General features: G+C 64.0%; 15 protein-coding genes and 1 pseudogene. 6 read left to right on the top strand and 10 right to left on the bottom strand.

The genetic code is table 11. From position 1 onward, the window contains the following. Nucleotides 1–184 (bottom strand): annotated as a pseudogene (locus G404_RS0101515) (IS256 family transposase); the annotation flags it as partial. 284 nt (nt 185–468) lie between these two features. Beyond that, the gene (locus G404_RS20580; RefSeq protein WP_169719667.1) at nt 469–750 is read right to left on the bottom strand and encodes a hypothetical protein; all 282 of its coding nucleotides are present in this window, start codon (nt 748–750) and stop codon (nt 469–471) included. Here G404_RS20580 and G404_RS0101505 point away from each other — a divergent pair. Then, nucleotides 749–1,630 carry a fatty acid desaturase family protein gene (locus G404_RS0101505; protein WP_028639517.1) on the top strand — a complete coding sequence of 294 codons (882 nt, stop codon included), beginning with the start codon at nt 749–751 and terminating at the stop codon, nt 1,628–1,630. The genes G404_RS20580 and G404_RS0101505 overlap by 2 nt on opposite strands. 83 nt (nt 1,631–1,713) lie before the next feature. Continuing rightward, nucleotides 1,714–2,544 carry a class I SAM-dependent methyltransferase gene (locus G404_RS0101500; protein ID WP_028639516.1) on the top strand — a complete coding sequence of 277 codons (831 nt, stop codon included), beginning with the start codon at nt 1,714–1,716 and terminating at the stop codon, nt 2,542–2,544. A gap of 85 nt (nt 2,545–2,629) precedes the next feature. Here G404_RS0101500 and G404_RS0101495 read toward each other — a convergent pair whose 3' ends face one another. Beyond that, nucleotides 2,630–5,533 carry a TonB-dependent receptor domain-containing protein gene (locus G404_RS0101495; protein WP_036519977.1) on the bottom strand — a complete coding sequence of 968 codons (2,904 nt, stop codon included), beginning with the start codon at nt 5,531–5,533 and terminating at the stop codon, nt 2,630–2,632. Nucleotides 5,534–5,823: 290 nt separating this feature from the next. Between G404_RS0101495 and ribB the strand changes: the two genes are divergently transcribed. Together ribB and ribH are read left to right on the top strand one after the other, a co-directional pair. Beyond that, entirely contained in the window at nt 5,824–7,095 is a 1,272-nt protein-coding gene (gene ribB / locus G404_RS0101490) for a 3,4-dihydroxy-2-butanone-4-phosphate synthase (RefSeq protein ID WP_028639514.1), read from the top strand. 6 nt (nt 7,096–7,101) lie between these two features. Further along, nucleotides 7,102–7,521, top strand: coding sequence for a 6,7-dimethyl-8-ribityllumazine synthase (ribH, locus tag G404_RS0101485; RefSeq protein WP_028639513.1), 420 nt, complete (start codon nt 7,102–7,104; stop codon nt 7,519–7,521). A 31-nt stretch (nt 7,522–7,552) separates the two neighbouring features. Here the strand turns inward: ribH and G404_RS0101480 are convergent, their stop codons facing one another. The 5 genes from G404_RS0101480 to G404_RS0101460 all read right to left on the bottom strand — a co-directional run bounded on the left by G404_RS0101480 (nt 7,553) and on the right by G404_RS0101460 (nt 12,625). Continuing rightward, complete coding sequence (locus tag G404_RS0101480; protein WP_028639512.1) at nt 7,553–8,074, bottom strand: DUF1254 domain-containing protein; 522 nt, start codon at nt 8,072–8,074, stop codon at nt 7,553–7,555. Then, the gene (locus G404_RS0101475) at nt 8,071–8,652 is read right to left on the bottom strand and encodes a DUF1214 domain-containing protein (RefSeq protein ID WP_036519861.1); all 582 of its coding nucleotides are present in this window, start codon (nt 8,650–8,652) and stop codon (nt 8,071–8,073) included. Before G404_RS0101475 ends, G404_RS0101480 begins: the two co-directional genes overlap by 4 nt. Next, nucleotides 8,645–9,736: an Rv3169 family protein gene (locus G404_RS0101470; RefSeq protein WP_028639510.1), complete on the bottom strand. Its 1,092-nt coding sequence runs from the start codon at nt 9,734–9,736 to the stop codon at nt 8,645–8,647. The genes G404_RS0101475 and G404_RS0101470 overlap by 8 nt, the downstream gene beginning before the upstream one ends. Nucleotides 9,737–9,779: 43 nt before the next feature. Beyond that, nucleotides 9,780–10,883 carry a phosphotransferase gene (locus tag G404_RS0101465; RefSeq protein WP_028639509.1) on the bottom strand — a complete coding sequence of 368 codons (1,104 nt, stop codon included), beginning with the start codon at nt 10,881–10,883 and terminating at the stop codon, nt 9,780–9,782. A gap of 95 nt (nt 10,884–10,978) precedes the next feature. Beyond that, nucleotides 10,979–12,625, bottom strand: coding sequence for a choline dehydrogenase (locus G404_RS0101460; protein ID WP_028639508.1), 1,647 nt, complete (start codon nt 12,623–12,625; stop codon nt 10,979–10,981). A 173-nt stretch (nt 12,626–12,798) separates the two neighbouring features. On the opposite strand from G404_RS0101460, the gene G404_RS0101455 reads away from it, so the two are divergent. Then, nucleotides 12,799–13,629: a DUF6454 family protein gene (locus G404_RS0101455; protein WP_028639507.1), complete on the top strand. Its 831-nt coding sequence runs from the start codon at nt 12,799–12,801 to the stop codon at nt 13,627–13,629. On the opposite strand, the gene G404_RS17685 is transcribed toward G404_RS0101455, so the two are convergent. Next, complete coding sequence (locus tag G404_RS17685; RefSeq protein ID WP_245584335.1) at nt 13,626–16,271, bottom strand: DUF3857 domain-containing protein; 2,646 nt, start codon at nt 16,269–16,271, stop codon at nt 13,626–13,628. The two genes, G404_RS0101455 and G404_RS17685, sit on opposite strands and share 4 nt — an antisense overlap. 265 nt (nt 16,272–16,536) lie before the next feature. On the opposite strand from G404_RS17685, the gene G404_RS17680 reads away from it, so the two are divergent. After that, nucleotides 16,537–18,618, top strand: a complete 2,082-nt coding sequence (locus G404_RS17680; RefSeq protein ID WP_036519859.1) for a discoidin domain-containing protein — start codon at nt 16,537–16,539, stop codon at nt 18,616–18,618. Here G404_RS17680 and G404_RS0101440 read toward each other — a convergent pair whose 3' ends face one another. Then, nucleotides 18,619–18,930, bottom strand: coding sequence for a hypothetical protein (locus tag G404_RS0101440; RefSeq protein WP_156906145.1), 312 nt, complete (start codon nt 18,928–18,930; stop codon nt 18,619–18,621). Nucleotides 18,931–18,938: the final 8 nt, after the last annotated feature.

Here is an 18,938-nt window from a genome sequence, read left to right as displayed (position 1 = left end):
GTTCGCGATAGCCGTTGCGCTGGACAAGCCGGTCGGCGGACTTCTCACCGTGACCAGCGCCTGTCAGCCCGCCAACCTCCATCTCCATCAGCCGACCGGCGGCAAACGAGATCATGTCGCGCAAAATATCCGCGTCGGGGGCCTTCTCGACAAGCGCGCGCAAGTGCATCAGGGAATCGGTCATCGTGGTTCTCCAGGTTAGAGCTTCGCAACCCAAACCTATCCGAAAATCACGGTGACCACCCGCGCTGCTGGCCGGACGCTACAGCGCAATATCGAAAGCGCGCGTCCGGCCAGCAGCGCTACCCTCACAACCTACACCACGTACCGGGACGCGACCCCGAATTGCTGTCCGCGTTGGATCAGCACCCTCGCCCACAGGGCCTGCGCGGATCGTTGCATGCCACCATCGACAACCTGGTTCAGTGTGCAGGTCCGCCCGAAATCATCGAAACGGCCTGCGCAATGTCATTGCTCGTGCTCAGGATGGATTGGGCGGTGCTCAACGGCAATCACGAAACCGCAGCCGCCTGCCGGAAAAAAATGCGCGATCATGCCAATGACTGGATCACCCGCAATGGCACCGAACCGGCCACGATAGTCCCGATTTCGGCCGTGCTTGCCCGCAGGAAACGGCTGAACTGAGCGCGCGCGGTGCCGCAGCAGGTGCGGACCTGTTGGCAGGTGCCGCCGCGGGCCTTTTGACTTGCCACCCGGTTTGGTGTTCGATGCACCAACGGAGTGGATCATGGCATTATCCGAATATCTTTCGCGCGAAGAACTCGTCGCGCTGAACCGCCGGTCGGACCTGCGCGCCTGGTGGGCCTTTGCGGTGAACTGGGGGCTGATCGCCGCGGCCTTTGCGTTGGTCCTCCACTGGCCTGGGCCGCTGACCATCATCGTTGCCATCGCGGTGATCGCTGGGCGCCAACTGGGGCTTGGCATTCTGGTGCATGACTGCGCGCATTACGCGCTGTTTCACAAAGTGCGCACCAACCAGCGGGTGGGACAATGGCTGGCGGGTTGGCCGATGAACATTTCGCTGGCTGCCTATCGCACGTATCATCTGGCGCATCATCGCCATGCCGGAACCCCGCGCGATCCCGATCTCGGGTTTGTCGCGGCCTATCCGGTGTCGCCCGCATCGCTGCGGCGCAAGCTTTGGCGCGATCTGAGCGGGCAGACCGGGTTTCGCGACTTGCGCCTGGCGCTGGGGCGGTTCCGGCTGGCGCAGCATTGGCCTTGGCTGGGCTTTCACATCGCCTTGGCGGGACTGTTGACCGCGTTGGGCGCACCGTGGGCCTATGGCTTGTGGTGGGTGGCGCTGCTGTTTGTCTATCCGGTGGTGATGCGGCTGCGCCAGATCGGCGAACATGGCGTGGTGGTCGATCGCGGCCAGACCGATCCGCGGCTGAACACCGCGACCACGCTGGTGCGGTGGTGGGAACGCCTGCTGATCGCGCCAAATCATGTCAATTGGCACCTGGAACACCATGTTGCCGGCGGTGTGCCGCCCTATCGATTGGCACAGATGCACCGCCTGCTGCGCGCGCGCGGCTTTCACCAGGGGTTTGACGCGATTTCGCACGGCTATGCCGACGTGGTGCGCCGCGCGACGCGGGCTAGGTAAAACCCCGGGGTCGCGACCGACCGATTTCCCAACCACGATAGCCTACCGATCCGTGTGACGCAGCGCACACGGATATCGACAGCATGAGCGAACTTCTGATTCATTCGATGGCCGAATTCGGTGATCTGATCCTGGAGGTGCTCGACCTGGCCAATGCCGGGACAATCGTCGAAATCGGGGCCGAATTTGGCGGGATGACCCAGCCGTTGGCCGATTACTGCGCGCGACGCGATGGCACGCTGATCGCCATCGATCCGGCGCCCGCGCCGGGATTCGTCGACTGGGCGAAAGGTCAGCCAAACATACGCCACATTCCCCGCCCCAGCCTTGAGGTGATCGGCGAAATGTCGGGGATCGACGCCTGGCTGATCGATGGCGATCACAATTATTACACCGTGCTACACGAACTGACCGCAGCCGACCGCCTGGCGCAAAATGAAGCGCGCCCGTTGTTGGCAATCCTGCACGATGTCGGCTGGCCCTGTGCGCGGCGCGACATGTATTACGCGCCCGACCGCATTCCGCCCGAATTCCGCCAGCCGTTTGGCCATGATGCCGGCATAACACTGGATGATCCCGGCTATCGCGAAAATCGCGGATTTCGCGGAGCCGGACAATTTGCCTGGGCATTGCAGGCGGGCGGTCCGCGCAATGGTGTGTTGACCGCGATCGAGGATTTCTGCCGCCAGGCCGAACACGACCAGCGGCGCCTGCTCTATGCGCACATTCCGGCGGTGTTCGGGTTGGGTGTGCTGTTTGACGCATCCGCGCCCTGGGCGCAGGCGGTGGCCGACGCGGTGCTGCCGCTGCACGACAACATGCTGCTGGCGCGGATGGAACGCAACCGGCTGCAAAACTATCTGACCGTACTCGACTGGCAGGACGGCTTTATCACCCTGGCCCAACCGGCATGAAAAAAGCGCCGAAGGCGTCCAGCCTTCGGCGCTCCCTCCTTGGCCGACCCCGCAGTGCGGAGCCGGTCCCCCCAAACCTCTTGCCTTAGAACTTCACCCCGGCCGCGATGCCATAGCGGCGCGGATCGAGCGAGAACACGTTGGTGAACAGACCCGACGACTGGTCGGTGACATATTCGCCGGTGATCGCGGTGTTGTTGGTCAGGTTTTCGACGAAAGCCCGCAGATACCACTTGTGATCGGGCCCATCGAGCTGAACCTGGGCATTGATCTGGATATACGAGGGCACCGCGTTGACCGGGCCATTGAAAATGCTGCCGGTCGATTCCCCGGTGTAGTGCAAGTCCACCCGCGGCGTCAGCATCAGGCGATCGAGCGGGATTTCGTACTGTGCCCCGATCGTCACCTTGTAGTTTGGCGCCCCCGGCAGCTGGTTGCCCTTGATATCGACCGGAATGCCCGAGGTATAGACCGAAATCCCCCTGGGATCGAAGGCCAGCCCTTCGGCTGCGGCAACGCCCTGAAGCGCGGCGCAGATCGAATAGGCACCGGTTGAGGCAATGCCGCCACCGGCCGGGAACGGTGTCGTGCCCTGCAAGCCCGCACCTGCCGCCACCCCGGGGATGCCGCCGCCATTGATGACGGTGTTCACCGTGTCGACAAAGGCATTGGCGCCCGCCGCGTTGCCCGCCGTGTTGGGTGCCACGGCGCAGTTCGAACCGTTGGTCAGGTCCTTGATGATAACCGCATCGGAACGGCCACCGCCAAAGTCGCGCGGATTGGCGAAGTACTGATCGCCTGCCACTTCGGTGTGCAGATAGCTGGCCGAAATGTTGACCGTGAACTGCCGGATCGGGCGGATGACCGCTTCGGCCTCGACCCCATAGACATGCGCGTTGACGTTTTCATCAACCGACGTACGCGCGATGATGCTCGACAGCTGCAGGTTCTTGTAATTGTAGTAGAACCCGGTCAGGTTCAGCATCAGCTTGCCATTGGCAAAGGTGTTCTTGGACCCGATTTCGAACGCATCGATCGATTCCGGCTGGAATGTCGTCGGAACGGTAATCCCCGCGTCGGCAGCCGACAGCGGGGGGTTGAACCCGCCCGCCTTGTAGCCGCGCGAATACGAGGCATAGAGCAGGTTGTTGGGGGTAATCTGCCAATCGAGCACCGCGCGGCCGGTTACCGCAGAGAACGTGCCCTGCTGAATGGCGTTGGGCACCGCAGTGGTCAAAGCCGCCGAGTCATCGGTGGTACCGAACGCGGTCGGCAGATTGAACGTGAAGGTGTGAGCAGACACCAGCTTCTGGTCGTTGTTGTAACGCAGACCGGCCGTCAGCTTCAGCGTGTCACTGAACTTGTAGTAGGCTTCGCCAAACAGCCCGTACGAATTTGTCCGGAAATAATTGGTGTTGTTGTCATAGAACGGCGTGGCAAGAAACGCTGGCGGGCCGCCGGCGCCAAGCGAGCCCAGCGTTCCTGCAACACCGGCAAAATAATCCAGCCCGAAGCTGTTCACATAATAGTCGTTATAATTGACCTTGTAGTGCGAATAGATTCCGCCGAGCAGGAAATTGAACGGGCCGCTGAATTTCGAGGTAAAGATCGCCTCGGTCGACCACGCATGGCTGACCTCATCGGAACGGTCGAACTGCAACGGCACGTTCGAACAGACCGCATTGCCGCCATAGACCCCGGTCCCCGACGCATTGGGCAAAGAGGTGCAGATCGGGCCGTTCGGCCCCTGCGGCAGCAATGCATTGGCGACCGGCGACAGATAGTGGGCCAGCGCCGCGCCCGTCGGTCCGGGAATGCCGGCAAGGTTGTTGGCAATCGCATAGAGCGCGTTCAGGCCGGGCTGCATGACCGAACGGTCCTGCACCTGGTTGTTGTAATCCTGCATCGAATCGACGTTGGTGTATTCGTAGTTTGCCGCCAGGTGCAGGTCGAACTGATCGCCGATTTCCTGCTTCAGGCTGGCCTGCATGATGGCATCGACCGCGTAATAGCGCGGATCGAATCCGGTATAGACCTGATGCGGATCGGTCGGGTTGACCGCATTGCCATAGCTGTTGGGGCCATAGACGCTGCCCAACGCCAGCGATTGCGGGATGCCCTCGATCGCAAAGAACTGCCTTGAGGTCAGAACATTGGCCAGGGTCGAATTGGCGTTGGTAACCCCGCTGCCAAGTTGACCGGCAAGGCACCCGAGCACCCCGGTCGGATCGGTCTGGCATTCCTGTTTCTGCACGCGCATGCGCGAGTCTTTTTCATGGTAATACTGGCCGACCAGGTCGAACGTGGTGCGCGAACTGGGCTGCCAGCGCAGCGATCCGCGCAGGCCATATTCATCGCGCCCGTCGATCTTCGACCCGTCATAGAGGTTGGTCGTATAGCCATCGCGCTTCAGGTAATACCCCGCCGCGCGCACGGCCACGTCCTGGCCAATCGGCACGTTGACCATGCCCTTGACCTTGATTGAATTGTAATTGCCATATTCGACATCGGCCGAAAGCTCGGTCTTGCCCAGCACCGGCGGCGCGGTGCGGATATCGACCACGCCCCCGGTCGCGTTCTTGCCGAACAGCGTGCCCTGCGGTCCGCGCAGCACTTCGATCTGCGCCAGGTCGTAGAATTCGCCCTCGAACAGGCGGGTCGACGGCGACAGCGGTGCATCGTTGAGGTGGATCGCGGTCGACGGTTCGCACGATTCGCCGACGCACAAATTGCCGACGCCGCGAATGGTAAAGCTGGAGGATGTGAAATTGGTCTTGGTAAAGGTGACGTTGGGCAAAGACAGTTGCAAGTCACTGGTGGTCTTGATCTGCTGCTTTTCCAGCGCGTTGGCGTTGAACGCACTGACCGCGATCGGAACATCCTGCAGGCGCTGTGACTGACGCTGCGCGGTAACGATGATTTCCTGGACCCCGTTTGCATCCGGCGTTTTGGCCGGTGCGGCATTCTGCGCAAGAACCGGTTGTGACAACGCGGCGGCGCATACGCCAACCAACAGGCAAAGCTTGCCCCTCATAGCCTTCCTCTCTCTCATGCGATGCCCATCGTTCAAGCGCGGGCTATCGCTGCACAGGACATATCGGGGCCGGTTATTTGTCAACCGGTTATTTAAATTCCCGGTCATTCTGCCCGCAGGGTCGCGCAAATGTGCCACCGTTGCTGCGTCGAACCGGCACAGGCCTGCTTTGCATGCATAGGCAAATCACATTTTGATGTGCGGCGTATCTTGCAATGCACATCGCGATGTCATAGGCGGCAGCTATGTCTGCTGACCTCATTGATCGCATCCGCCGACTCGTCACCGATGGTGGCATGTCGCGCGCGGGCCTGGCGCGCGCCGCCGGCCTCCACGCCAACACCTTGCGCGACGTAACGCTGCCGGGCTGGAACCCGACCGCCGACACGCTGGCCAAGCTTGAACACGTGCTGAGCGACAGCGACGATACCCCGGCGCTGGTCCCGATCGAAGAGATCATCGATGAGGCGCGCAATGGCCGCATGTTCATCCTGGTCGACGATGAGGATCGCGAAAACGAAGGCGATCTGGTGATTCCGGCGCAGATGGCCACGCCCGATGCAATCAATTTCATGGCCACCCATGGCCGCGGGCTGATCTGCCTGACGCTGACCCGCCCGCGCTGCGAACAGCTGGGTCTGGAACTGATGAGCCGCAACAACGGCACGCGCCACGAAACCGCGTTCACCGTATCGATCGAAGCGCTAGAAGGCGTGACCACCGGCATTTCCGCGGGCGACCGCGCGCGCACCGTGGCAGTCGCCATCGATGCGGCCAAGACGCGCGACGACATCGTGACCCCGGGCCACGTCTTTCCGCTGATCGCACGCGATGGCGGCACGCTGGTGCGCGCCGGGCACACCGAGGCGGCAGTGGACATTTCGCGGCTGGCCGGGCTGAACCCGTCGGGCGTGATCTGCGAAATCATGCGCGAAGACGGCACGATGGCGCGGATGGACGACCTGGTGCCGTTTGCGCGCCGCCACGGGCTGAAAATCGGCACGATCCGCGATCTGATCGAATATCGCCGCCGCCACGACAATCTGGTCGAATGCACCTCGGTCGCGCCGTTCCAGTCGGACTATGGCGGTGACTGGACCATCCGCACCTATCGCAACAAAGTCGATGGATCGGTGCATCTGGTGCTGCAAAAGGGCGCGGTTTCGGCCGAACAGCCGACGCTGGTGCGGGTGCATGCGATATCGGTGCTGTCCGATGTGCTGGGCCAACCCGGCCCGCGCAAACGCGTGCTGCAACGCGCGATGGGCGCCATCGGCGAAGCCGGTTCGGGGGTGATCGTGCTGTTGATGCCGTCGGACCCGGCACAGCTTGTCGCAGAAGTCAGCGGCAAAGGCGGGATGGACATGGATTTGCGCAGCTATGGCATCGGCGCACAGATCCTGGCCGACCTGGGCGTGCACGACATGGTGCTGCTGACCAATTCGCACCGCAATGTCATTGCCATCGAAGGCTATGGCCTGAACATCGTCGGCGAACAGTCGATCAGCGTGGAGTAAACGACCGTGGCTAAATTCCTGATTGTCGAAGCCCGTTTTTACGACCACCTCAATGACCAGCTGATCGAGGGGGCCAAGGCTGCGATCGAGGCCGCCGGCCACAAGGCCGAGGTGATCACCGTGCCGGGTGCGCTGGAAATCCCCGCCGCGATCGCCTTGGCCGACCAGAGCGGCGCGTATGACGGCTATGTCGCGATCGGCGTGGTCATTCGTGGCGAGACCTATCATTTCGAAATCGTCGCGGGCGAAAGCGCGCGCGGGATCATGGCGCTGACCATCGACGGGCTGGCCATCGGCAACGGCATCCTGACTGTCGAAAACGAAGCCCAGGCGCAGGTTCGCGCCGACCCTGCGCAAAAGGACAAGGGCGGCGAAGCGGCCAAGGCGGCGCTGGCGCTGCTGGCGCTGAAGGAACGCTTCGCCTGATCGGCCCGGGCCCTGTGCCGCTGCGGGCCGGTCAGATCGGCGCGCAGCGGTCCGCCCTGCGCGCCGCATCAGCGGCGGCAAAGCGCGCGGCATCGGGTGCCAGGCGCCGGTCAAGAATGATCCCGCGCGCGGTTGTTGCACGCACCACCGATAACCCTGCGGGCACTGTCTGCCCCGGCAAGGCAAGCGCAAACCCGATGCCCCGGGGCTGCGCCAGCGTATCGAACACCGCAATCATGTCGGTGTTGGCCGCAAACACCGAGACCGAAACATAGCCATGATCGGCAGCCGGTGCGGCACGCACCACGATGGCCCCGTGCGACAGGTCATAGACACAGCTGGCATAAGCCAGGTCCGGCGATGGACGCACCACCCAACGCGCATGGGCATCGACCCGCGGGGAAAACCGGAACGCGTTGATCACCCGGCCCTGTTCCGAAAGTCGCCGCATGGCCACGTGCATGATCGCGCGCGGCGCGGCGATCACCGTGGCGATATGCCCGATCGCGATGGCGGCTGCACAACACAGCGCCAGTTGGCCCGGGCGCCTCATCCGCCGACGCCTCGATCGCAATCGATCCGTGCGACGCCGGGCAGCGTGATCGTGGAGACATCAGCCTGCGCACCAGGCGTCGGATTGTAAAGCCGCAGGGTCAGATCAAAATGCCCCGCGTTGCGCGTTGACACCCACGCCCCGGCGGGCGGGCGATGGCTGGCTGCAAGGGCCTGCCAGTGGCCGGTGGCGTCGGGGTGCAGCCGCGTGGCATCGACCGACAGCGCGCCATCGTCATTGCGCGGCAAATAGTTGTCGGCCGCATAGACCGTGACCGACCACCAGCGCCCCGGCAGCGCGCCGCCCGAAACGCGATAGCGACAGGCCTGGTCCAGCGGGCGGCCTGCGTCATCCACCGTGCGCACAAAATAGATCGCCTGGCTGCGATCAAGCGCGAGCAGGCCCGACAGCGCCACCCGCGCACGGGTCCACGGATCGGCATCGACCGATCCGGCAACCGCGCTGCCCGTCCAGCCCTGACCCACCGGCGCCAGGCCGTGGCGCATCCACGCCAATGCCGACCCCGATCCTGCCATCAGCCCGGCGGCGATCACGGCGGCAAAGTGCCATCTAGCCATGGTCGAAATAGTCCTTCAGCCCCAGCGGTTGATAGGGCCCGATGATCAGCTGTTCGAACACCCCGGTGCCCACTTCGCCCGCGCTGGTGGTCACGCGCGACACAATCTGCACGTGCAGGTTTTCCATAGTCGGCGCCATCGGGTCAATCGCGGCCAGATCGATATCTTCGCGTTCTACCGCCAGCGGCCCATGGTAAAGCCCGTGATTCCATTTCTGCGTGACATAGCCCAGCCCGCGCATCTGGAACCGCACCAGCGGCTCGATCTCCAGCGTCAGCGGGCCTTCGGGTGCGGCGATGATCAGCGTGCCGCGTTCGGGCCAGCGTGTGCCCGCCACCAGCGGTGCGGACAATCGCGCCGAGGGTGTTTCGAACACGTCGGCATGTCCGGCGCCGTCCGGCGCGATCACCGCGCGCGTGTTCCAGGGCGATCCGTCGCGATCGGCATTCAGATGGAAAAACACCGATCGCCGCGGCAGGTTGATCGGGGTCCATTGCCAGAAAAAGCTTTGCACCACGCCGTGCCCGTGCGGCTGCGCATCCGCTTCGCCGACCGGGCGCACGCCCCACGAACGGTCGCGTGTGCCGATCGTGCCGGGATGCAGCGTGTGGCGCTGTCCATCGACCTCGATCCACCCCGAATAGTGCCCGTTCTGGGTCATCCGGGTGTAATCCATGTAGGTGCGCGGGCCGATGCGATAGGTAAAGCGCGGTTCTTCGATCGGAAAGGCACGGCCGGTGAAATGGATTTCGGCCGAAATCCCGTTGCCGTCGACCCGCACGGTCAGCCGGCGCAAAGGCTCGACCACGTCGATCGCAATCGGCCCTACGCGCAGCTCCATGCGCTCCATGTGCAGCTCGCGGCTGGCGTGCAGGCAATGCTCCACGCCGTCGCGGATCACGGTAAAATGCGCATCGGCGACATTGAGATGCGGATAGACACCGAACGCCACCGCGAAAAACCCGCTGCCGTCGGGGGCATACCCATTGAAGAAATAGCGGTCGTAGAAATTGCGGTCGGTGCCGGCATAGGCGATCGGTTCGGGCGTCTGATGCAGGGGGAAATCGTCGCCTTTGGTCAGCATGGTCGGCTCTCCGGCTGTCGCGATGGGGAAGACAGTGCCGTCTTCAAATCTGGCGCGCTTGCGAATGGTGCAAAAGCTGCTCAAGCGCACCGATGCTGTCGTGATCGAGCGCCAGTTCGCAGGCGCCGCGTGCCATCGACAGGAAATTGGCATCGCCACGGTCGGTTCTGACGACAAACGCGCTGCTGAACACCGCGGTTGACACGCCGTGGAGCGCACCCAGGCGATAACGGTTCCAGATCTCCCCGGGGGTCAGCGGCACGCCGCGCCGGGTCATCTCGGCACAATACAGCGCGATCAGATCATGCTCGTGCGCGCGGCGCAGCGTGCTGCCGGTGCCGCAGCCCAGGAAATAGGCCAGGTCCTTGATCGGGCAGTCCCATGCGGCGGTCTGCCAGTCGACCACGGCAATCGGATCAACCCCGCCGCATGCGTCGAACAGCATGTTGTCCAGTCGGAAATCGCCGTGACATACCGCGCGCAACGCGGGTTCGCGCCGATAGTACCCGGCCGCATTTTCACACAGCGCATCGCACACCGCCATCAGCGCGCGGGGCAGTACCCCGTCATACCGTTCGCGGAATATCGCGTGCGCCTGCGGATAGAGCGCGCTGATCCGATCGACCAGCCCGGGCACCGGTTGCAGCCATGCCGCGCACCCCAGTTCGTCCATCCCCCAGGTCGGGGCATGCAGCGCTGCGGCCTGGATCACCGCGTGGCGCGCCTGGTCAAGGCTGCACCCGGCCAGCTGGTTGCCGCCGTGTGCCGGGCCCAGATCCTCGAACAGCAGGACAAATGTCGCGCCATCGGGGCTCAGTTCGCTGGCATAGACGTGCGGCGTGCGCACATCGATGCGCGGCGCCAGTTCGCGATAGAAATGCACCTCTTTGGCATAAAGGCCGAACATCGCCGCGGTAGAACGGCTGGTGCCATCGGCCGAGGCAAACTTGGCAGCAATGGTCTGCGGCCCCGCACCCGCCCGGTCATACGTCAGCGAAAACCGCGCGGTATCGCCCACCTGCCCGGTGCCGATGGGCACGAACGAGGCCGCCACCACATGCCCGGCGCCCATCGCGCCCGCCGCGCGCAAGCGCGTCTCAAGCCAGCCGGGCGAAACCTCGGCCGCCGCGGTCGGGAACTGTGCCATCGGTTTTATCCTCTCCGGTGCAAGAGGCTGACACATCGGGCCAATGTTGTGAAGTGATTTTAACTGCGCGATTAAGACGCACAGCTTGCCGCTGCTCAGGCTGCGACGGTCACCTCCTCGGGCGGCAGCGGCACGCGGCCCATGATCGCGTCGGCGATCTTTTCGGCAATCATGATGGTCGGTGCATTGGTGTTGCCCCCGATCAGCGTCGGGATGACCGAGGCATCGACCACGCGCAGGCCCTGCAGACCGATCACGCGGCAATCCTTGTCGACCACGGCCAGCGGATCATCCGCCTGCCCCATGCGGCAGGTACCAACGGGGTGATAGATCGTCTCGCCCCTGGCGCGCACAAAGGCGTCGATCGCGGCATCGTCGGCCACGGCCGGTCCGGGCATGATTTCCTTTGCGCCAAAGGCCGCAAAGGCGGGCTGGGCGACGACATCGCGCACCATACGGACCCCTTCGCGCACCGCGCGGCGGTCTTCCTCGGTGGACAGGAAATTCATCACGATGGCAGGGTCGGCATAGGGGTCGGCTGATACGAGTGACACCCTGCCCCTGCTTTCTGGCCGCAACTGACAGACATGCATGGTAAAACCGTCCTGCGTCGGGCGGACCTTGGCATGATCCTGCATGATCGCCAGCACGAAATGGATCTGCAGATCGGGCCGGTCGAGATCGACCCGCGATTTGAGAAACGCGCCGGTTTCCAGCCCGTTCTGGCGCCCCGGGCCGGTGCCGGTCAGCAGGTATTGCAAGCCGACCTTGAGCTGCTTCAACCCCTTGGTTTCGTGGTACAAGGTGATCGGTTGCGACACCGTCCAGTTCAGCGATACGTCAAGATGGTCCTGCAGATTGCCCCCCACCCCCGGGCGCGGGTGCACCGGCGCGATGCCTTGCGCAGTCAAGGCGTCAGGATCGCCGATCCCCGACAGCATCAGGATCTGCGGCGACTGGAACGCGCCGGCACAGACCAGCACTTCGCGCCCGGCATGCGCCACCGCGGCCGGTTTGCCCTGCCCCAGACTGTATTCGATGCCGGTGGCACGGCCGCCTTCGATGATCACGCGATGCGTGCGCGCGCCGGTCACGATCGTCAGGTTGGCCCGCCCGGCAATTGGCGCCAAGTAGGCGCGCGCAGCGCTTTGGCGTTGTCCATCGGCGATGGTCAATTGATAGCGGCCGAACCCTTCCTGATCGAACCCGTTGAAATCCTCGGTCAGACGGTGCCCCGCCTGTTGGCCCGCCTCGAGACTGGCGCGATACAGCGGATGATCGGTGCGTTCACCCCAGGTCACCGACAGCGGCCCGCCCGCACCGTGAAACGGCGATGGCCCATCGGCAAAGTTTTCGGCGCGTTTGAAATAGGGCAGCGTTTCGGCATAGGACCAGCCATCGAGTCCCATCTGGCGCCACTGGTCATAATCGCGCGGGTGGCCCCGGATATAGACCATGCCGTTGATCGCGGACGATCCGCCCAGCCCTTTGCCACGCGGTTGCCATAGCCGGCGGCCGTCCATATGCGGTTCGGGCTGGGTCCAGAATCCCCAGTTGTGCCGGCTTTTCTGTTTGATCAGCGTGCCCACGCCTGCAGGCATGCGCACCAGCATCGACGTGTTGCGGCCGCCCGCCTCGACCAGCAGGACGCGGGTGGCGGGATTGTCGCTTAGCCGGGCGGCCAGCACCGACCCGGCACTGCCCGCGCCAATGACGATATAGTCGAAACGGGTGTCTGGCATGCCTGTCCGGGTCCTGGTTTTTTTCGTTACTGACATCCTTATCAATAGGAATGCGGCGCGGTTCAAGTGCGATCCGCAGGTGCCTTTGCCGACGTAGTCCACCTGACCTTGCCCTGTAACCTGGCCCTGCTATGTACGCGGTGTCCGCAGGGCTTGAAAGGCAAGGCACACCAATGCTCCGCAAGGCGATCCGGCTGGGTATGATGGCCATGGCGCTTGCCGGCGTGCGGGCCGAAGCCCGCCACGATACCACCGGCGGGATCGAGCACGCACAACTGCTGGGCGCGCTGAACCTGCATGGCCAGCTGTTCCATGTGCAGGGTGTCGATATGGACAGCCGCCATATCTGGGTCACGTCGGTCGATGGCAGGCACCAGCGCGGCTATCTCCACGAATTCGACCGGGTGACCGGGCAGTTTGTGCGGCGGCTGGAACTGACCGATGGCCCGCGCTTTCACCCCGGCGGCCTGTCGATCGCCAGCCATTCGATCTGGGTCGCGGTGGCCGAATACCGGTCCAAAAGCAGCGCTGTGCTCGAAGAGATCGATATCGACAGCATGCAGATCCGGCGCAAGATCGCAGTCGCCGATCATCTTGGCTGCGTTGCCGCCACAGACAACACGCTGGTGGCCGGCAACTGGGACAGCAAGCGGCTGTACCTGATCGACCTTGACCACGACAGCACAGTGCGCGTCGTGACCAACCCCTTTCCCACACGGTATCAGGACATGAAGTTCATCGACGGCCAACTGGTGGCGGGTGGTTATGTCAACCGCCACGGTGGCACGATCGACTGGATCGACTATCCCTCGATGAAGCTGGTGCGCACGTTGCACACCGGATCGGCGGGCCATGGCACGCCGTTCGGCCATGCCCAGCTCTATACCGGCGAAGGCATGACGCTGCAGGGGCGCGATCTTTACGTCCTGCCTGAAAACCGGCACCGCCGGCTGTTCCATTTTCAGCTGGATGACACCATCGGTCCGGTGACGTCGCTGCGTTAGGCGGGCGGCGGTACGACGACCACCTGCGGCGGCGGCACCGTCACGACAGGTCTGCCAGGTACCGGCGGCGGCACGACAACAACCGGAGGCGCATGCCTGGTCGCCTCGTCCGCAGCCGCGGTATCCTTCGCCGCCAGATCCTTCTTGCCCAGGCGCAGATAGGCCGCAGCGCGCTTTTTCAGCAGAAACGCACTGTTGGGCGCCTTTTCGATCTGGGCGGTGTATAACGGGATCAGATCTGCATCGCGGCCCAGTTTTTCCAGAATATCCATCCGCAGATAACGCGTGCCCGGTGCCTCGGGGGTAAATTTTGCCAGCTTGTCGAAATAATCGAGCGCCTTGGCGTAATGCTGCAGTCGATATTCGCCGATCGACAGCCGCGACAGCAGGAACGCATCGTCGGGATCAAGCGCCAGCGCCTGCTCATAGGCGGGCACTGCCACCGCCAGATTGTTGTCGGCCAGCGCCAGTTCGCCCCGGATCTTGAAATTCATTGCGAAATTGGGTTTGATCGCCTCGGTCCGGGCCAGATCTGCGCGCGCACCGGCATAATCGTGCAACTGCACCTTGATCAACGCGCGATCGGCCAGCGCAAAGGGATCCGACGGATCGAGTTCGAGCGCCCGATTGAGGTCGGCCAGCGCCTCGGTGGTCAGGTTTTTTTTCAGATAGACCACCGCGCGGTTGATATATTGTGCCGCAGTTGTCGGCACATCGGCCTTTGCCGCGGCCAGATCGCCCGCGGTCGATTGATAGGCCATCGGCATATGCAGCAGCGGCTGCTTCTGCGCCAAGGCGTGCAGCCGCGCTTCGGCCGATTTGGCCTCGCTCGCGGGAAATTCGGGCCCCAGGCTGCGCTCGGACTTTTCGATGGTGAACACGCCATTGGTCAGTTCGGCATGGCGGTGCAGCACATAGCCGCCAATGGTCTCGTCCAGATCCATGTCGGTGCCGATGCGGAACGCACCGCCATCCTTGGGCAGAGTGATCGTTTCGACCGTGCGCCGAAAGATCGGATATCCCACCGTATAAGGCGCATCCGCATCGGGGCCCGGCGTGCGGCTGAAATCAATCTTGCCGAACGGAAAATCGGCCAGTTCGACACGATATTCGTTTTGCGGCCATTCCATTCGCAGCGTGCCCGTCATCGTCACACGCAACACTTCGGCCGCATAATCGTAATTGGTTGCCGATGATGTAACTTCGACCTGCCCCAGCCGCCCCTTCCAGAACCTGTTGAGCGCCTCGTGCCGCGCCTCTGCGCTCATCGCGGCAAGCGACGAATTGGTGGCGGCGCCCATATCGCCCTTCAACAGCAATTCGGCTTCGGTCGCCGCGGGTGCGGAAATCCCGGCAGAGGCGTCGACCTTTACCGTCAGCACCTCGACCGGATCGGCAAAGGGCGGCGGCATCATCCGCACCAGTGCGGTGGTGCCTTCGGTCAGCGGCAGGCCCCAGCCGAACTGCGGCACTTCGGTGACCTTCAGCAGGTGCCGGCCCGTGCGCGTGCCATCCATCCAGTACGTCTGGCCATCGATGGTGGCGCGCACCAGCACGTGGTCGAACAGGTGCAGGATCGGCAGCCGCGCATCCATGCCGTCGCCTGCCGCGGTCTGCACCGCCACCGGCACCGCCTCGATTCCCATGGCGTGCAACAGACCCAGCAGCAGCGCTGTCTTGGCCTTGCAATCGCCAAAGCGGCGCGCCCAGGTGGTGGTGGCGTCGCTGGGCACATACCCGCCAGTGCCCATTTCCAGCGCGACATAGCGCACCCGGTCCTGCACCAGCTTCAACGCGGCCTCGGCGCGTGTCTTGGCGTCACCCGGCGTGCTGCGGATCTTTTCGAGTTCGTCGTGCAACGGTCCGGTCGCGGGCAGTTGCGAAGCCGTGACATAAAGCGGCGCCATCAGGCGGCTGATATCGCGCCAACCGGCATAGTCGGTCATTTCGATCACGCGTCCGATGCGATACCGCACCGGCGCTTCACGCGGGGGGATCACCGGCTTCAAATCATCGATCGTCAGTTCGGCCACCATGTCCGACCCGACCCGCTGCGGTTTCAATGCCGGCAGGGTGCCTGCCACGCGCCAGCGCATCGGCATGCCGGCCGGCCAGATCGCGCGGAAATGCGCGCGGGCCAGCGGCAGTCCGTTCCAGTTGCCCGAATAGTCTTCAACATGCCCCTTCAGCACCGGATCGTGAAACGCCAGCGTGTAGAAATATTCGACCACATCGCCCACCTGCAGACCCTCGGGCTGAAGATTGGCGGTCAGCACACCGTCGAGCGTGGCCATGTCGAGGTTCTGTTCGCGCCGCACCACGGTAAAGGTCTGGCCCGAGGCCAGCACGTCGATCACCTGGTCGCCACGATGGATCAGGATCTTGTGCACGATCAGCGACGATGTGTCGGGGCTCCATGAAAACGACAGGTTGCCCGCGCTCAACCCCTCGGGCGTGCCGATCTTGAGCGCGACATGGACGAATTTGCGCGTGTCGCCAGGCAGAAAATGCAACTGAAGATCGCTGGCCAGGATGCGCACCGGCGCCTGGTCATCACCGCCGGCCACATCGCGATAGGCCACCGGTTTGACCCAGTCGGGCACCGGCGCAACGGGCGGCTGGTCGGCTGCACATGCCGGCATTGCCGCACCCATGACCCAGACACTCGCAAGGACAGACTTCAACGCATTGCGGCGCATCGTGGCTCCATCAAACAGGCAGCAATCCCGCGATTGCCAGGACCCCGACGATAGCGCCGCAGCGGCCCGAGGCAAGTGCAGCCAAAGGGTGGATCACGCGAAAAGGGGGGACGCACGGGCTTGGGCTGCGCGCCGTGTACCGCTATGACCCACGCGGGGGGCCAATCGGAGAACGCAATTGCGGGCAGGACTGGTTTTTTGCTGGCTGATGATCTTTGCGGCCGCCTGCACCGCGCACCCGTCACACCGCAGCGATCCGGTCACCGCAACCGTGCGGATCGACACGCAATCGGGGCCGGTGGCGACATTTGTGCCCGATCAGGCGCTGGGTGCTGCGGTGGATGGATTACCCGAAGGTCAAAACGACGATCTGTACACCCCGCACAATATCGCGGCGATGGGGCGCAGCGGGCTGCGGCCGATCAGTTACAGCCTGCGCACCGAACTGGGCATCGATGCCTGGCACTGGGGCGAAGAAGGATCGTGGAGCGACCCCGCGCATCACCAGGGCTATTGGACGAGCAGCGACAACCCGGTGCGCCCGGTCCTGCGCGGCTGGGGCTATGCCCTGCCCCGGCGCGGCGATTCGGTCGATCAGGCGCAGGACGACGGCTATTCGCGGATCGACGATGGCGACACGACCACATTCTGGAAATCCAATCCCTGGCTCGATGCGGCCAAGACCGGCGCCGCCGAACGGCCCCAATGGGTGGTGGCAATGTTCGCCGACCCCACCCCCATTTCGGCAGCGCGCATCCAGTGGGCTGCGCCCTTTGCCCGCGTCTATCGCGTGCAATACTGGACCGGTGACGATCCCTACGACGAATTTCAGCACTGGCGCGATTTTCCGCATGGGGACATTATCGATGGCCACGGCGGCACCGCGCTGCTGCGGCTGGCGGATCGGCCGATCCGCGCGCGCCTGGTCCGCATCCTGCTGGAAACATCATCGCATACCGCCCCGCCGGGTGCGCACGATCCGCGCGATGCGATGGGCTATGCCATGGCCGAATTGGGCCTGGGCACGATCGATGCGCACGGCCGTTTTGTCGACGCGATGCGCCACGCGCGCACAGGCAGCGACCAGACGCAGATCACCGTATCGTCAACCGATCCGTGGCACCGGGCGTCGGACCGCGATGCCGATGCCGAACAACCCGGTTTTGACCGTATTTTTCGCAGCGGCGTGACCAACGGCCTGCCGATGATCGTGCCCGCCGGCGTGCTGTACGACACCCCCGAAAACGCGGCCGCCGCCTTGCGCTTTTTGCGCCGCCGCCATTACCCCGTCACGCGGATCGAAATGGGCGAAGAACCCGACGGACAGAACGTCAGCGCCGAAGACTTTGGGGCGCTGTACCGGCAATTTGCACTGGCGTTGAAGGCGGTCGATCCCGCGATCGGGATCGGCGGGCCCAACCTGCAGGACGCGGTGGCCGACAGCTGGGCCGACGACACCGCCGACCATTCGTTCACGCGCCGCTTTCTGAAAACGATCCGCACCCCCGGGCGCCAGGCGCCGTTCGATTTCTTCAGCATGGAACACTACCCCTATGACAGCCTGTGCGGCACGATGGAGGACAAGCTGCGCGGGGCGAATGCACGGCTTGACGGCGCGATGGCCCGCCTGCGCGACGATGGCGTGCCCGCCACCGTGCCCAGGATCGTGACCGAATACGGGATATCGGCGTTTTCCGGACAGGCCGAAGTGGAAATGCCCGGCGCGCTGTTCGACGTCGACTTTGTGGCCCACTTTCTCGCCGCCGGCGGGCATGCAGCCTATCTGCTCGGCTATGGACCCGATCGCCTGTACGAACCGGGCGAAAAATGCACCGGTTATGGCGAACTGATGCTGTTTGGCGCCGATGCGCGGCACCAGGCCAGCTGGGCCACGCCTGCCTTCCATGGCCTGTCGATGCTTTCGCACGACTGGGTCCTGCCCGGCAGCGGGGCGCATCGGATCTATCGCGCGTCGGTCGATCTGCCGGGGGGCGCGGGTGAACGGGCGGTCGTGGCCTGGCCCGTGCAGCGGCCCGATCATCGCTGGGCAGTGTTGCTGGTCAATCGCGACCGCACGCGCAGCTGGCCGATCCGGATCGATCTGGGTGGCCGCGCGCCGCAGGGCCCGTGGAACGTGGTGCAATACGACGCCAGCCAATACACCTGGCTGGCCGCGGGTGAAAACAGCCACCCGGTGCGCGATGATCCGCCCCGCCGGTTCGCCTGGCCGCGTGGCCCGCTGCCCCTGCCGCCCTATTCGATCACCGTTGTGCAGTTCGGACCGGGTTGATCAGCGCGCAATCACCGCCTGGTGCGCAATGGTGCCCAGCTGGTCGGTCAGGCAGATGAAATCATCGGCGTCTAGCGATTTGAGCGGGATACGCACGATGAACGCGTGATCGGGCATAAGCGCGGTGAACTGCGCCCGGCACCGGCCTGCCGCGGCAATCGCACCCTGCTGCGCAGCCCCGCCGGGCACCACGCGGATTTCAAGAAACCGCTTGTCCTGCGGCCCGAACGGCAGGAAATGCACCGTCAGAAATGCCGCCGTTGCCAGGCCGGCGCCGACCGCGACCCCGAACAGCGGCCGTTGCCGCAGCATATTGCGAC

This window comes from Novosphingobium acidiphilum DSM 19966 (assembly GCF_000429005.1).
Lineage (GTDB): Bacteria > Pseudomonadota > Alphaproteobacteria > Sphingomonadales > Sphingomonadaceae > Novosphingobium > Novosphingobium acidiphilum.
Note: the sequence above shows the minus strand (reverse complement) of the source record. Positions and strands in the feature narration are given on the sequence as shown.

Bases quoted from the DNA above. Each gene is read 5' to 3' on its own strand.
- G404_RS0101470 (WP_028639510.1), bottom strand. From the start codon at position 9,736: ATGCTGACCAAAGGCGACGATTTCCCCCTGCATCAGACGCCCGAACCG.
- G404_RS0101505 (WP_028639517.1), top strand. From the start codon at position 749: ATGGCATTATCCGAATATCTTTCGCGCGAAGAACTCGTCGCGCTGAAC.
- G404_RS0101480 (WP_028639512.1), bottom strand. From the start codon at position 8,074: ATGAGGCGCCCGGGCCAACTGGCGCTGTGTTGTGCAGCCGCCATCGCG.
- G404_RS0101475 (WP_036519861.1), bottom strand. From the start codon at position 8,652: ATGGCTAGATGGCACTTTGCCGCCGTGATCGCCGCCGGGCTGATGGCA.
- G404_RS0101465 (WP_028639509.1), bottom strand. From the start codon at position 10,883: ATGGCACAGTTCCCGACCGCGGCGGCCGAGGTTTCGCCCGGCTGGCTT.
- G404_RS0101455 (WP_028639507.1), top strand. From the start codon at position 12,799: ATGCTCCGCAAGGCGATCCGGCTGGGTATGATGGCCATGGCGCTTGCC.
- G404_RS0101440 (WP_156906145.1), bottom strand. From the start codon at position 18,930: ATGCTGCGGCAACGGCCGCTGTTCGGGGTCGCGGTCGGCGCCGGCCTG.
- G404_RS17680 (WP_036519859.1), top strand. From the start codon at position 16,537: ATGATCTTTGCGGCCGCCTGCACCGCGCACCCGTCACACCGCAGCGAT.
- G404_RS17685 (WP_245584335.1), bottom strand. From the start codon at position 16,271: ATGCCGGCATGTGCAGCCGACCAGCCGCCCGTTGCGCCGGTGCCCGAC.
- G404_RS0101500 (WP_028639516.1), top strand. From the start codon at position 1,714: ATGAGCGAACTTCTGATTCATTCGATGGCCGAATTCGGTGATCTGATC.
- G404_RS0101460 (WP_028639508.1), bottom strand. From the start codon at position 12,625: ATGCCAGACACCCGTTTCGACTATATCGTCATTGGCGCGGGCAGTGCC.
- G404_RS20580 (WP_169719667.1), bottom strand. From the start codon at position 750: ATGATCCACTCCGTTGGTGCATCGAACACCAAACCGGGTGGCAAGTCA.
- ribB (WP_028639514.1), top strand. From the start codon at position 5,824: ATGTCTGCTGACCTCATTGATCGCATCCGCCGACTCGTCACCGATGGT.